The organism is Bacillus sp. Je.9.29.b (assembly GCF_051129925.1).
In the GTDB taxonomy this organism is placed as follows: domain Bacteria; phylum Bacillota; class Bacilli; order Bacillales; family Bacillaceae; genus Bacillus; species Bacillus safensis.
In genome coordinates this window covers 200,484-214,714 of the sequence record NZ_JBCPSO010000002.1, presented here as the reverse complement: position 1 = coordinate 214,714, position 14,231 = coordinate 200,484, and the positions used below count along the sequence as shown (strand labels likewise).

Sequence of the window (14,231 nt, the reverse complement as noted above, 5' to 3'; positions counted from 1 at the left end):
ATCCCTTATTCCCCTTTAAAGTTCGGTTTGCGCTTTTCGATAAAGGCCTGGATGCCTTCTTTGGCGTCATTTGATTGGAAAACCTCACCAAATTTTTTGGCTTCCAGCTTCATTCCGCCGTCATATGAATACAGTTTTGTTGCGTTCAATAAATCAAGCACATATTCAAGTGATTTAGGGCTTTTTGCGGCAAATTTCCCCGCAAGTGTTTTGGCCGCTTCGAGCGCTTCTTCCTCTGTTTCTGCCAGCTTTGTAACAAGGCCGCACGCAAATGCTTCTTCACCTGTAATCGGTTCAGCTGTTCCCATCATTTCAAGCGCTTTAGCAGAACCAACGTAGCGAGGGAGGCGCTGCGTGCCGCCGAATCCTGGAATAATGCCAAGATTTAGTTCTGGCAGTCCAAGCTTTGCATCTTTTGTTGCGATTCGGATATCACAAGACATGGCAAGCTCAAGGCCCCCGCCTAATGCTGCTCCGTGAATTGAGGCAATGACTGGCTTTGGACACTGTTCAATCCGTTCAAAGACTTGCTGTCCTCTATCAGCGAGGCTTGCATAATCAGACTCTTCCTGTAAAGTGGTAAATTCTTTAATATCAGCACCTGCTGAGAAGAATCTGCCTTCTCCGTGGATCACAATCGCTCTTACTTCTTCATTCTGTTCGAGCTCATCGAACATGTCATTAAGCTCAGTGAGCAGCTGAGAGGATAAGGCATTTGCAGGCGGGTTCTGAATCGTGATGAGCGCTGTCTGTCCTTCATGATGTAAGCTAAGTATTTTTTCCATGTCAATCATCCTTTTTCACATTGTCTTTAGGATTGATGTATTCCGTTTAACAGCAGATCATGTACACTTTCTGCGAGTGCAGGCAGATCATACTTTTGATCATTCATGACCCATGTTGTTGCGGTTTCATCAATCGTCCCAAATACCATTTGTCTCGCTAAGCGGACATCTAAATTTTGTCTAAATTCTCCTGTTTTCTTTCCTTCTGTTAAAATCGACTCGAGCATATTTAAATACCCTTTTAGCACCTCATTGATTTTTTGCCGCAGCTCAAGGTTTGACTGCCTGAGTTCAAGCTGTGTCACAAGAGCCAAATGATGATTTTGCGCCAGCATGCGAAAATGCTCCTCAATCAACAGTAGAAGCTTTTCTTTTGCAGACGGCTTCTTTTGAATATCTGTTTCCATTCGTTCGATGAATTGTCCCATTTTTTCTTTGAACAATGAGATGAGAATATCCTCTTTGTTTTTGAAATAAAGATAAATGGTTCCGTCTGCCACCCCTGCTTGTTTCGCAATCTTTGAAACTTGTGATTGATGATAGCCGTTCTCCGCAATCACCACAACTGCTGCATCAATAATTTGCATGTACTTCGGTCTTTTCTGCTTCAATGTGCTTCGTCCCTTTCTAAATTGAATGAGCATTCATTCATAACTTTATGTTAAAAAGAAACGGGTGATTTGTCAAGAGATCTTCTTCTTTCTTTTCAACCTTTATCATACCAGAGCAGACTGTCATCATTCAAATCATCCGGCCGCTCGACCGGATGATGAAGGTCGTTATTTCTTCAATTGATCGACAGGTGTCTCAGATGATGAAGCTTGCTTTCTTTTTTCTTCTTCAATTAATACTCTGCGTAAAATTTTTCCGACAGCCGTTTTAGGCAGTGATTCTTTAAATTCATACACGCGCGGTACTTTAAATGAAGCAATTCTCGTTCTGACAAAGCGATCGAGTTCATCCTCTGTTAAATAAGCATCCTTTTTCGGCACAACAAACGCTTTTACTGTTTCTCCTCTATAAGGATCTGGTATACCTGCGACAACGACTTCTTGTACAAGCTCATGTTCATATAGGGCTTCTTCGACCTCTCTTGGGTAAATATTATAACCGCTCGCAATAATGACATCTTTTTTCCGGTCAACGATATAGAAAAAACCGTCCTCATCCATATACCCAATATCTCCGGTGAAAAACCATCCATCCCTTAATACAGCTGCTGTCTCCTCTGGCTGATTCCAGTATCCTTTCATAATTTGCGGCCCTTTGACGATAATTTCTCCGTGCTCATACGGCTCTTTAAGGCCACCTGTTTCCTCGCAATAAATACCTGCGTCTGTCCCAGGCCACGGACAGCCAATGCTGCCTGTTTTGTTCGCTCCCCACAAAAAGTTAGAATGGGTCACCGGCGAAGTTTCTGAAAGACCATACCCCTCTACTAAACGCCCTCCTGTTAATTTCTCAAAGCTCTGTTTGACTTCAACAGGAAGAGCCGCCGAGCCGCTTAAACATGCAGTGATGGACGACAGGTCATACTTTTCAATGTTCGGATGATGCAGCAAGGCGATATACATGGTGGGTGCACCTGGAAAGAGCGTCGGTTTCTGTTTTTCAATCGTTTTGAGGGTATCAGCTGCGTCAAATCGCGGAAGGAGAATCATTGAATGCCCTTCTTTGACAGCAAGGTTTAATACGGTCGTCATTCCGTATACATGAAAAAACGGAATGATGCCAAGGATTCGTTCTTTTCCTCTTGTCGTTTTATACATCCAAGAAGCGCACATTTCAGTATTCGCTAAAATATTTTCATGCGTCAGCATGACCCCTTTTGGTAAACCAGTCGTTCCGCCTGTATATTGCAAAACAGCGACATCCTCTTTCGGTTCAAAGGCAAGCGCCGGAATCTGTTCTCCTGACGATTCTTTCATAATTTGTGAGAAGTGATGAATGGTCTCGCTTTTCTCTACTTGGATGACCATTTTATTTTTTCTTTTTTGGACGATAGGAAACAGAATGTTTTTCGGAAATGGTAAATAATCCTGTAGTTTGGTGATGATCAAGTGCTCCATACTTGTCAGCGCTTTCATTTTATAGGCCTTTGGATACAATAAATCCAGTGTAATCAGCACTTTTGAGCCGCTGTCCTCCATTTGATATGCCAGTTCTTTCTCCGTATAAAGCGGGTTCGTTTGAACAACGATGCCGCCTGCAATTAAAACAGCATAATAAGAAATGACGGATTGAGGACAGTTTGGCAGCATGATCGCTACTCTGTCGCCTTTTTTCACGCCAATTTTCATCAGGTGACCAGCTAGTTTCAATGCTTCTTCCTGGAGCTGTTCATAGGTGATGTTTTTTCCTAGAAAATGAATGGCTGTATGCTCAGGTGCAGCCTCTGCGGAGCTGAATAAGTAAGATTGTAACGTCTCATTTGGGATGGTGAGTTCGTGGGGAATTTGATTCGGGTAATGCAGAAGCCAACGTTTATCTGACTGCATAAAAACCCTCCTTCCTGAACTTTCGTACTATTTTATTATAGCAAACTTTTCCTTAAGGCAGTTTGCTTTTTTCAAATAGAGCTTGGTTCCATGACATCTTTATTTCTGCGCTGGTGTTTCGATTGATGCTCTTTTTCCTTCATGATGCCACTGTTCATATAATCCACCGATTGCACGGAATGACTCATTTACTCTCTCCACGATCTGTTGATGGATACTCGGGTCATTAGGTAAATGCGTCTGGATGTTGTCGACTTGATACTGCCTCATCATGTCTATGTAGACTGTAAGAAAGATCGTGTCTTCTAAAATCCAGTAAATGGCTTCATCTGCTACTTTTGTTCTTTTGTGCAGCATTTGGATTCCTCGTTCATATTGAATGAGAATATAGCCACTCGGATCGATTTGAATATAAGGGCTCAAATCATCAAAAAATCCAGTCGTTTGAAATGGACGTGCAATATACGGTTCATATATGTCTCTTGGCAGGGAAGTCATTTGGAGACAAGTATCAATACGCTTTATGAGTTCGTCTTTTTGCAGAATTTGCTTCATGTGATTCGCCGCCTTCGGGTGAGATAAAAGCTGCCAAGGAATCCCTGACAGCTTTCTCACTTTGTCTTCTTCATTTCACAGGAACATGTAAACGGCACCAATGACCGCAAAAGTGCAGGCAACTACGATTAATACTTTTGCTAGCTTTTCCATGTCGTCTCCTTAAATGCCGGCTGCTACTACGTAAGACAGCCCAACTGAAATAATGAGTGAAATAAACCCAACCGCTCTATTATCATTCTCAATCTCTTTGTCTACTTTAAATCGTGGTGTTAAAAATTCAAAAATGAAATAGCTGACAAGCAGCATCACAAAGCCGTATACGCCCCATCCAACCATTTGTAGAAGGGAATTGTGCTGTGCGATTGAATGCTGAAACACATTCGCAATCCCAAAAATCTTTCCGCCTGTTGCCATGGCAACAGCTAAGTTCCCACGCTGGATCTCTTCCCAGTTTTTATAGGAGGTAACGAGTTCAAAAATGGTTAGAAATAAGACAAGACATAGGACGGCCACGCTGTAATAGGCGGCAATCTCCACAAGTTCATTTTCCCAAAAGGCTTTCATGCGTTTTCTCCTTTTTACTTTAATTCGACGATGGTAACGCCTGATCCTCCCTCGCCTTGTTCCCCAAAACGAGCATTTTTCACACTTCGGTGCTGTTTCAGTAATTCCTGAACCCCTTTTCTAAGGGCGCCAGTTCCTTTTCCGTGAATGATCGACACACGCGGATAACCAGCTAAGACAGCATCATCTAAATATTTCTCGACTCTGCTTAAGGCATTTTCATAACGCTCGCCCCTTAAGTCAAGCTCAAGCGATACATGATAGTCTTTTCCTTTGACTGCCGTAATGGCTTTCTCCTGCTTAAATTCAGGTGCTGATTTGATAAATTCCATATCTTTTTCTTTTACTTTCATTTTCAGAATGCCCATTTGGACACTCCATTCTTTGTCACCTGTTTGTTCAAGCAGCGTTCCTTTTTGCCCGAAGGTGAGCACTTTCACTTCGTCGCCTGATTTTAGCTGTCTTGCTGCTTTTTTCACCGGCTCTGGCTTTTTCTTCCGGTCAAACTCAGGGACTGCTTCTTCAAGACGCTTTCTCGCATCGATGAGTTCATGCTCTTTGAATGATCGATGCTCATTTTTTATCGACCGAAGCTCTTGAATGATGTCTTCTGCTTCTTTTGAGGCTTGTTCAATTTTTTCTGCTGCTTTTTTTTCAGCTTCTTCAAGCAGTTTGTCCTTTTGCTCATTCCATTCAAGAATTTGTCTCTGCAATTCTTTATGAAGCTTTTCTGCTTCTTTTCTATAGATTTCTGTCTCATGCAGCTCTTCTTCTGCTTGTTTCTTGCTGTCTTCTAATGAAGCAATCATTTGGTCTACTTCATTATGTTCGGCATGCATATCCGCTTTTGCCCGGTCAATGAGGTGATCTGGCAAACCAAGACGTTTAGAAATTTCAAATGCATTACTTCGTCCGGGCACACCGATGAGCAAGCGGTACGTTGGTGATAAGGTTTCAATGTCAAACTCCACGCTCGCATTTGTGACACCTTCTCGGTTATATCCGTAAGCCTTCAGCTCAGGATAGTGAGTCGTTGCGATGACGCGTGCATTTGTTTGATGCACTTCATCTAAGATACTCATGGCCAGCGCGGCACCTTCTGCAGGGTCTGTTCCTGCCCCTAATTCATCAAATAACACGAGTGAGTTAGATGTCAAATTCTTTAAGATATCTACAATATTGACCATATGAGATGAGAACGTACTCAAGCTTTGCTCAATGGACTGTTCATCTCCAATATCAGCAAAGACTTGGTCGAATACAGCCACTTCCGAGCCTTCTTCAACTGGAATATGAAGGCCTGCCTGCGTCATCAGCGTAAGAAGACCAAGCGTTTTCAAGGTAACTGTCTTACCCCCTGTATTTGGGCCAGTAATAACGATGGTTGAAAAATCTTTGCCGAGCTCAATGTCATTTGCCACAACCTGATCCCTAGGCAATAGAGGATGTCTTGCCCGCTTTAAATAAATCTCCCCTTGATCGTTCACAGCAGGCTTTGTGGCTTTTTCTGCCTTTGCATATTTGGCTTTAGCAAAAATAAAATCTAGCGTCTGAAGCTCCTTTACATTGTGAAGCAGTTCCTCAATGTGCTCTGACACGCTCGCTGTCAGCATTTGCAATATCTTTTCGACTTCTTGTTTTTCTTTTAAACGGGTTTGCTGCAAGGTGTTATTTAAATCCACGACCACTTGCGGCTCGATAAATAGGGTTGCTCCTGATGATGACTGATCGTGAACAATTCCGCCGTAATTCGAGCGGTACTCCTGCTTTACTGGAATCACGAACCGGTCATTACGAATGGTAACAATCGTGTCTGACAGCATTTTTGAAGCAGATTGTGAGCGAATCATAGATTCTAATTTATCTCGAACTTTTGATTCTAATGAACGTAATTGCGTACGTATTGTTCGTAGCACCGGAGTTGCGTGATCAAGCACTTCTCCATTATCACCGATACAGCTTTCGATTTCTTTTCTGACTTCAGGCAGCAAAATCAGCGTCTCTGCATAAGCATGAAGGCGCGGTATATCTACACCATCTTCATACAGTGACGTGAGAAAGTGCTTCATATTTTTCGCAGTATATAATAGCGCTGCAATTTCCATGAGCTCAGATGGGCTTAATGTACTGCCGATTTCTGCCCGTTTGACCCCGCGTCTAATATCCGTCAGCCCGCCAAATGGCGCCGATCCCTTTAAGCGGATGACATCCTGTGCTTCTGCTACCTCTTCCAGCAAATGCTGAATGGTTTCAATATCCGTCAGCGGCGTTAAATCCTGCGCTCTTTCTTTTCCTAATGAGGATGCGGTATAGGACATGACTTTTTCTTTTACTTTATGAAATTCTAATGATGCTAACACTTTTTGTTGCAGCATGGTCCAGCCTCCTAACGACTACCTGTCACGCGTTAAAAACTTTTTGATCTCGCTTAGAGAAAAAGTATTCACGACATTTGCTTTTGGTGTCCAGCCTTTTCTTGCAGCTGTTACACCAACTTCCATATGATCCAGCATGGTGATATTGTGTGCATCTGTATTGATCATGATGTTCACACCTGCTTCGTTTGCTTTTATTAAATGCTCTGCTTTTAAATCAAGTCTTGACGGGTTGCTGTTGAGCTCTAGTGCAGTTCCCGTTTTTTTCGCAAGCTCTATGAGCTGATCTATATTTAAGGCATAGCCGTCCCGTCTGCCGATCAAACGGCCTGTTGGATGTGCAATTAAATCCACATGCTGATTCCGCAGGGCATTTTCAAGGCGCTCCATAATGACTTCTTCCGGCTGAGAAAAGCTAGAATGGATAGACGCAATGACAAAATCCATGTCTGCTAAAAAGTCATCATCATAATCTAATGATCCATCCGGGAGAATATCCATTTCGACCCCTTTGAAAATGTGAAAATGCTCGAATTCTTGATTCAGCTTGTCAATTTCTTTTGCTTGCAGACGTAAACGTTCTTTTGTTAAACCGTTTGCTACTTTTAAATATTGCGAGTGGTCTGTAATCGCCATGTATTCATAGCCTTTTGCGATACATGCCTCTGCCATTTCGCGAATAGAAAATGCGCCGTCACTCCATGTCGAGTGCATATGAAGGTCGCCTTTGATATCTTTTAACTCTACAAATTGCATACTTTCTTTATACGTATCAATCTCCGCTCCGGTTTCACGAATTTCTGGCGGAATGAGCGGAAGTTCAAAGTGCGCATAAAAAGCGGCCTCGTCTTCAAACGTTTTGACTTCTCCAGTTTCAATTGTTTCCACACCATATTCACTAATACGCTCTCCGCGTTCCTTCGCAAGCTGGCGCATGCGAATATTGTGATCTTTTGAGCCGGTGAAATGATGCAGCGTTGTTGCAAATTGGTCTGTTGTCACAAGCCGGAAGTCTACACTGATCTCAAAATCAAGGGCAAGAATGACAGATACCTTCGTATCACCGCTTGCGATAACGTCTTTGACATCATCAAGTGCAACGAGCTGCTCTCTGACTTGTTCAGGATCGCTGGTTGCAATGATATAATCTAGATCTTTGACGGTTTCCCGTGCACGTCTTAGACTGCCAGCTCTAGAAAAACGAAGAATACCCTTCATCTGTTCTAGCGCATGATCAATCCGCTCTGCCACATCTAATGCAAAGCCAATTGGCAGTCGTTCTGGCTGCTTTCCGGCCTCCTCAAGAGCAGCGAGAATCTTTTCTTCTGTTTTTTTACCGAAGCCTGCAAGCGCTTGTACTTTTTCCGCTTCACATGCTTCCTTTAATGACTGTGCATCATGGACGCCAAGCTCTTGGTAAAGCTTAGCAATCTTCTTCCCGCCAAGCCCTTGTAATTTTAAGAGCGGGACAAGTCCTTCAGGCACTTCCTTTTTTAATTGTTCAAGTGTTTCTGATTGTCCTTTTTCGATATACTCTGTGATCACAGCAAAGGTTCCTTTTCCAATGCCGGGTAATGCTAATAGATCATCTATTTGAGAAAGGCTGCGGTCGTCTTGTTCCAGTGCCGCTGCTGCTTTACGAAAGGCAGAAATTTTAAAAGGATTATCTCCTTTTAGTTCCATATATACTGCAATTGTTTCAAGAAGTTTGATAATATCTTTTTTATTCATCTCTCATCCTCCAGCCGCTTTGGCATCTTCCTATATAAATATACAAACTTTCCCTTCATCCTACAACTTTCTGTCATGGAATGAGAAAAAACTTCTCCAGGAAAGGAGAAGTTTTTAAACTCCATACGTCGACCATAGGTCTTTGACAAGACCGGACAGGTAAGGGGTGTTGTTTACGATCACATCTGCTAACATTGATTTGCTCATCATTGTTTGCAGCGCATCTACTGGAAGTAATGCAGCGACAAACAATAGAATAAACACAAATAAATAGGTTTCAAGAAATCCTAAAACACCGCCAAGCAGTTTGTTCACCTGTTTAATCACAGGTATACTTGCAATGGTTGTGAGCAATCCGCCAATGATGGCGAGCAGGATTTTGGTCAAGATAAACAGAATGATAAACGCAATGGTGTTATAATAAGCTGTTTCTAGATTCCCGCTAAAGAAAGCGAGCTGCGGTTGACCGCCGCTAAAATTAGGTGCCGGAATCCACGTAAGCTGTGGTGCCAGTGACTGATAAAACATAGAAGCCACTAATATAGAAACAACAAAGCTGATCAATTTAATAAATTGAAGAATAAACCCGCGTTTTAGACCGACAAGCGTTCCCATAAGAAGCAAAAACAAAATGATGATATCGATCACGGTAATTTCATTCCTTTTCTTTTAGCTGAATCTCTAATTTTTCGTATTGCTCTTTTAATTTCAAGTAGTCGTGGACGACATTGACTGCTGTCAGTACAGCTAATTTGTTTATATCAAGGTATGGATTTTTTTCATTTATTTCTCTCATTTTATCATCAACAATTGACGCAACATGCCGCATATGCATCTTCGTTTCTTGACCGATGATCGTATAGGACTGTCCGTATATCTCAACTGTTGTTTTCGTTTTACCGCCGTCAGACAACGTTTCTCCTCCATTCCACGAGAATCCTAGTCTCTATCATAACATGTTTAGACATTGAATGGAAAGACGAGCCCTTACCTGTTATGGTACACTTTAGAAATCAATGATATCAAGGTAAAAAGGAGTTATCCACTGTGCCCCAATCCGTTTTAAAAGCAACATCAGAAGACCTCAAAAAAATGAAGAGCGCGTATGCGCACCATTTAACAGACACTTTGCCGCCAGGCGCCCTCTTTCAAGCAAAAGTCCCTGGCTGTACGATTACAGCTTATCGATCTGGAAAAGTGCTCTTTCAAGGACAAAAGGCAGAAGCTGAAGCCAGTCAATTCAGCCATTTACAAGCAGCTGATACGAAAAGTCAAAAATCACCTGCTGTCACAAAATACAGTCCGCCGCCTGGCATTGCTTCCATGTCGGTCGTCGGTTCAGATGAAGTAGGTACAGGTGATTATTTCGGACCGATCACAGTCTGTGCGGCCTATGTTGATGCCAGCCAGCTTGCTTTAATGAAAGAGCTTGGCGTAAAAGACTCAAAAGGATTAAAGGACCCGCAAATTATCAACATTGCCAAGGATCTCATCAAAACCATTCCGTTCAGCCTTCTCGTTCTCCGAAATGAAAAGTACAATACGATGCAGGAAAAGGGCATGAGTCAAGGAAAAATGAAGGCACTTCTTCATAACCAAGTCATCACCTCTGTGCTAGAAAAACTGGAAGGACAGCAGCCTGAAGCCATTTTGATTGACCAATTTGCAGAACCAGGCATTTATTTCAAGCATCTTGCCGGGAAAAAAATCATTCGGGAACGGACGTATTTTAGTACAAAAGCAGAAGGCATCCATTTGTCAGTCGCTGCAGCTTCCATTATCGCAAGGTACGCCTTTTTAATTGAAATGGACAAATTATCACAGGCTGCAGGCTTTGACATCCCAAAAGGGGCCGGTCCTCATGTAGATAAGGCCGCCGCCAAGCTCATCAAGCTGCATGGTGAAGATGCTTTACGTCAATTTACAAAGCTGCATTTTGCCAACACACAAAAAGCGAAAAAAATGCTATAAAAAAAGCTAGAGCCCATGAGGCCCTAGCTTTTTTCCTTTAACCGCGTAAGACGGCTTGATACGTATCTTCTAGTGCTTTTAAAACTTTTGTGTGAACAGCGGTGACTTCTTCCTCGGTCAACGTTTGTTCAGGGTTTAAATATTGAAGAGAGAATGCAACAGATTTTTTGCCTTCTTCCATATGTTCCCCTTCGTACACATCAAATACAGATAGGTCTGTGAGTAGATGACCGCCTGCTTCATAGATGACACGCTCCAGCTGTCCGCTTGAGATATGCTGATCGACAACAAGTGCGATATCTCTTGTCACAGCAGGGAATCTCGGAATCGCTGTATATTTCATATCCTTCGTTTCAGATGTCATCACATCTGTTAAATCAAACTCGAAGACATACGTTTCTTTTAAATCCAATTCTTTTTCAACGACTGGATGCAGTGCGGCAACAAAGCCAATGACTTGACCATTTAAGTGAACATCTGCTGTTCGCCCTGGGTGAAGACCCTCACGCTCTGCTTGAACATATGTGATTTGGTCTGACACACCAAGCTTTTCAAACAATCCTTCAGCAATTCCTTTCGCTACATAAAAATCGACGGCTTTTTTCTCGCCCTGCCAAAGATTTTTATGCCATAAGCCTGTCAGCGCACCAGCGACATGTTCTTTTTCCACTGGCTTTGCCCCTTCAGCTTCTGCTAAGAAAACAGAGCCCGTTTCATAAAATCCAAATGAATCAGCTTGTCTTGCCAAGTTATATGCTACAGAATCAAGTAAGTTTGGCAGAAGACTTTGTCTTAACACACTGCGTTCCTCACTCATTGGCAGAGAAAGTCTCGTTTCATAAGCTGGATGCAGGGCAAAAGCTGTGGACTTATGCTGATTTGTCAATGAATACGTAATCGCTTGAGAAAGTCCTGCGCCCTCTAAGAAACGTCTTACCTTTCTGCGCTTTACTTGGTATGGGGTGAGACCGCCAACAGTGCCGGCTGTCGCAGGCAGTGTAGATGGAATATTATCGTAGCCGTATAATCTTGCGACTTCTTCAATGAGGTCTTCTTCAATCGTAATATCCATTCTGCGAGAAGGAACTGTTACGACAAGAACATCATTTGATTCGCCCACTGTAAAGCCTAATTTGTTGAAAATCTGAATCATATCTTCTTTTGAAATGCTCATTCCAAGCACCTTGTTCACACGCTCAGTTGATACGTGGATGACATTCATACTTGCTTCAAGGTGATTTTCCTCAACTGTACCGCTTAGCACTTCACCGCCTGCATACATGCTGATCAATTGAGCTGCTCTTTCTGCTGCCGGTTTCGTACGCTGCGGATCGAGGCCTTTTTCAAATCGTGTGCTTGATTCACTGCGAAGCCCTAAGTCTCTAGATGCTTGACGGACTGTTTGACCGTTGAAATATGCCGCTTCTAAAAGAATCGTCGTCGTCTCATCCCGTACCTCTGATTCGAAGCCGCCCATGACGCCTGCTACCGCGTGCGCTTTCGTTCCATTCGTGATGACAAGATGCTTTGATGACAATGTACGCTCTTGCTCATCGAGTGTTTGAATGATTTCGCTGTCAGACGCTTTACGAACGACCACCTGCTTTGAACCAAAGCGGTCATAATCAAAGGCATGAAGCGGCTGGCCGTATTCAAGCAGTACAAAGTTTGTAATATCCACAACGTTGTTAATTGGACGGATGCCTGCATTCATCAATCTTGTTTGCATCCAAAGCGGTGCTGGTCCAACCTTTACATTTTTAATGATCTTTGCTGCATAAAGTGGATTCGCTTCTTGATCCTCAATTTTAACAGAAATATAGTCTGCTGCTTTTTCGGAAGAAGTGTCATGTGCTGTATCAGGAAGCTTGATATCTCTTCCTAAAATGGCGGCAACCTCATAAGCCACACCCAGCATATTCAGGGCATCGGCACGGTTTGGTGTTAAGCCAAGCTCAAGTACCGCATCATCTAATTGAAGTGCTTGAAGAGCATCATCCCCTGGTTTCACGTCATTCGGAAAAACAAAAATCCCTTCTGCATATTCCTTTGGTACGAGCTTGCTCTCTACGCCTAATTCTTGCAGAGAACAAATCATGCCATGAGACTCTTCACCGCGCAGTTTTGCTTTTTTAATTTTAAAGTTGCCAGGAAGGACTGCGCCAACCGTTGCGACGGCCACATACTGTCCTTTCTCCACATTCGGAGCCCCGCAAATAATTTGCACCGGTGCGTCTTCGCCGATATCAACAAGACATTTGTTTAATTTATCCGCATTCGGATGCTGTTCACGTTCAATGACGTGTCCAACGACAACTCCTTTGATGCCTTCGCCTTTATATTCAACGGCTTCCACTTCAATTCCGCTTCTTGTGATTTTTTCTGCTAATTCAGCCGGCTTGATGCCTTCTAAATCGACATAGTCTTCTAACCATTTATATGAAACAAACATGTTGATTTCCTCCTCTTAGTCCTGCTTGAATTGCTTTGTGAATCTAATGTCATTTGTGTAGAAATGGCGAATATCATCAATGCCGTATTTCAGCATCGCGATCCGTTCCACACCCATTCCAAAAGCAAAGCCTTGGTAAGTCTCTGGATCAAATCCGCTCATTTTCAGGACATTCGGATGAACCATTCCTGCACCTAAAATCTCAATCCAGCCTGTTCCTTTACATACAGAGCAGCCCTTCCCGCCGCATTTAAAGCAAGACACATCGACTTCGACAGATGGTTCTGTGAAAGGGAAAAAGCTTGGACGCAGTCTAATTTCACGATCTTCCCCAAACATTTTTCTTGCGACTGTCTCCAGCGTTCCTTTTAGATCACTCATGCTAATATTGTGATCGACGACAAGCCCTTCAATTTGCATAAATTGATGTGAATGAGTCGCGTCATCACTGTCACGTCTATATACTTTACCAGGACAGACGATCTTCACAGGACCTTGTCCTTTATATTTCTCAAGTGTACGTGCTTGTACTGGTGATGTTTGTGTTCTCATCAGTGTATCTTCGGTAATATAGAAGCTGTCCTGCATATCACGTGCCGGATGCTCCTTTGGGAGATTCAATGCTTCAAAGTTATAATAATCCGTTTCCACTTCAGGACCTTCCTCAACGGTGTAGCCCATTCCGATAAATAAATCTTCAATATCTTCGACAACTATCGTTAATGGATGTCTTGCCCCCATTTTGATTGGACTTGCCGGCAAAGTAACATCGATCGTTTGAGAAGCAAGTTTTTTCTTCACTTCTTCTTTTTCCAGCTGTTCATTTTTTTCAGCAATGGCACTAGCAATCTGCTCTCTTACTTCGTTTGCAAGTGCACCCATTTTCGGTCTTTCTTCTGCGGAGAGCTTGCCCATTCCGCGAAGTACTTCTGTAATCGGTCCTTTTTTCCCTAAGTATTGAACACGAATGTCATTGACCTCTTTGAGCGAGCTAGCTGCTTCAACCTTCGCTATCGCCTCTGTTTCAAGCTGTTTTAACGTTTCTTGCATGAGTGTGATCCTCCTTTTGATATACAAAACCGCTCGGATAAACGGCTGTTTGGTCGTTTGAAGACAATAAAAAAACTCGTTCCTCCATAAAAGAAGGGACGAGTTGTGGTCGCGGTACCACCCTTGTTAAGCACAAATGCATGTGCGAATAAGCTTCATTGACATAACGGAATCAAACGAATCCGGTCCACCTTTACGCAAAGCCTGCGGTCCCGGTGACAACTCCAGAGGTGAATTCCTGTTTCAG

12 protein-coding genes are annotated in these 14,231 nt (G+C 42.9%); 1 reads left to right on the top strand and 11 read right to left on the bottom strand.

Features of this window, described 5'->3' with window-relative positions; genetic code table 11:
* Positions 1–5 precede the first annotated feature (5 nt).
* The 9 genes from AAZR19_RS04330 to zapA form a co-directional block, all read right to left on the bottom strand.
* Positions 6–785 carry an enoyl-CoA hydratase gene (locus AAZR19_RS04330; RefSeq protein WP_039180497.1) on the bottom strand — a complete coding sequence of 260 codons (780 nt, stop codon included), beginning with the start codon at positions 783–785 and terminating at the stop codon, positions 6–8.
* 26 nt (positions 786–811) lie between these two features.
* Positions 812–1,396: a TetR/AcrR family transcriptional regulator gene (locus AAZR19_RS04325; protein ID WP_024427175.1), complete on the bottom strand. Its 585-nt coding sequence runs from the start codon at positions 1,394–1,396 to the stop codon at positions 812–814.
* A gap of 168 nt (positions 1,397–1,564) precedes the next feature.
* The gene (locus tag AAZR19_RS04320) at positions 1,565–3,283 is read right to left on the bottom strand and encodes an AMP-binding protein (protein ID WP_041107177.1); all 1,719 of its coding nucleotides are present in this window, start codon (positions 3,281–3,283) and stop codon (positions 1,565–1,567) included.
* Between the two features lie 99 nt (positions 3,284–3,382).
* Positions 3,383–3,838, bottom strand: a complete 456-nt coding sequence (locus AAZR19_RS04315; RefSeq protein ID WP_434702403.1) for an Imm63 family immunity protein — start codon at positions 3,836–3,838, stop codon at positions 3,383–3,385.
* Between the two features lie 162 nt (positions 3,839–4,000).
* Positions 4,001–4,405, bottom strand: a complete 405-nt coding sequence (locus AAZR19_RS04310; protein WP_007501637.1) for a DUF350 domain-containing protein — start codon at positions 4,403–4,405, stop codon at positions 4,001–4,003.
* Between the two features lie 14 nt (positions 4,406–4,419).
* A complete protein-coding gene (locus AAZR19_RS04305; protein WP_218677143.1) occupies positions 4,420–6,777 on the bottom strand; it encodes an endonuclease MutS2 in 2,358 nt (785 codons plus the stop codon).
* Between the two features lie 21 nt (positions 6,778–6,798).
* Complete coding sequence (gene polX / locus AAZR19_RS04300; RefSeq protein ID WP_254806109.1) at positions 6,799–8,511, bottom strand: DNA polymerase/3'-5' exonuclease PolX; 1,713 nt, start codon at positions 8,509–8,511, stop codon at positions 6,799–6,801.
* Positions 8,512–8,625: 114 nt separating this feature from the next.
* Positions 8,626–9,159: a CvpA family protein gene (locus AAZR19_RS04295; protein WP_024423226.1), complete on the bottom strand. Its 534-nt coding sequence runs from the start codon at positions 9,157–9,159 to the stop codon at positions 8,626–8,628.
* Positions 9,160–9,166: 7 nt separating this feature from the next.
* Positions 9,167–9,424 (bottom strand): cell division protein ZapA, encoded by a 258-nt coding sequence (zapA, locus tag AAZR19_RS04290; protein ID WP_012010831.1) that lies wholly within the window; start codon positions 9,422–9,424, stop codon positions 9,167–9,169.
* A gap of 134 nt (positions 9,425–9,558) precedes the next feature.
* On the opposite strand from zapA, the gene rnhC reads away from it, so the two are divergent.
* The gene (gene rnhC, locus AAZR19_RS04285) at positions 9,559–10,482 is read left to right on the top strand and encodes a ribonuclease HIII (RefSeq protein WP_076840317.1); all 924 of its coding nucleotides are present in this window, start codon (positions 9,559–9,561) and stop codon (positions 10,480–10,482) included.
* A gap of 37 nt (positions 10,483–10,519) precedes the next feature.
* Here rnhC and pheT read toward each other — a convergent pair whose 3' ends face one another.
* Together pheT and pheS are read right to left on the bottom strand one after the other, a co-directional pair.
* Positions 10,520–12,934: a phenylalanine--tRNA ligase subunit beta gene (gene pheT / locus AAZR19_RS04280; RefSeq protein WP_076840316.1), complete on the bottom strand. Its 2,415-nt coding sequence runs from the start codon at positions 12,932–12,934 to the stop codon at positions 10,520–10,522.
* Between the two features lie 15 nt (positions 12,935–12,949).
* A complete protein-coding gene (gene pheS / locus AAZR19_RS04275) occupies positions 12,950–13,984 on the bottom strand; it encodes a phenylalanine--tRNA ligase subunit alpha (RefSeq protein ID WP_076840315.1) in 1,035 nt (344 codons plus the stop codon).
* Positions 13,985–14,231: the final 247 nt, after the last annotated feature.

Coding starts and splice junctions, on each gene's coding strand:
- polX (WP_254806109.1), bottom strand. CDS start 8,511: ATGAATAAAAAAGATATTATCAAACTTCTTGAAACAATTGCAGTATAT.
- AAZR19_RS04315 (WP_434702403.1), bottom strand. CDS start 3,838: ATGAAGCAAATTCTGCAAAAAGACGAACTCATAAAGCGTATTGATACT.
- pheT (WP_076840316.1), bottom strand. CDS start 12,934: ATGTTTGTTTCATATAAATGGTTAGAAGACTATGTCGATTTAGAAGGC.
- pheS (WP_076840315.1), bottom strand. CDS start 13,984: ATGCAAGAAACGTTAAAACAGCTTGAAACAGAGGCGATAGCGAAGGTT.
- AAZR19_RS04310 (WP_007501637.1), bottom strand. CDS start 4,405: ATGAAAGCCTTTTGGGAAAATGAACTTGTGGAGATTGCCGCCTATTAC.
- AAZR19_RS04330 (WP_039180497.1), bottom strand. CDS start 785: ATGGAAAAAATACTTAGCTTACATCATGAAGGACAGACAGCGCTCATC.
- AAZR19_RS04320 (WP_041107177.1), bottom strand. CDS start 3,283: ATGCAGTCAGATAAACGTTGGCTTCTGCATTACCCGAATCAAATTCCC.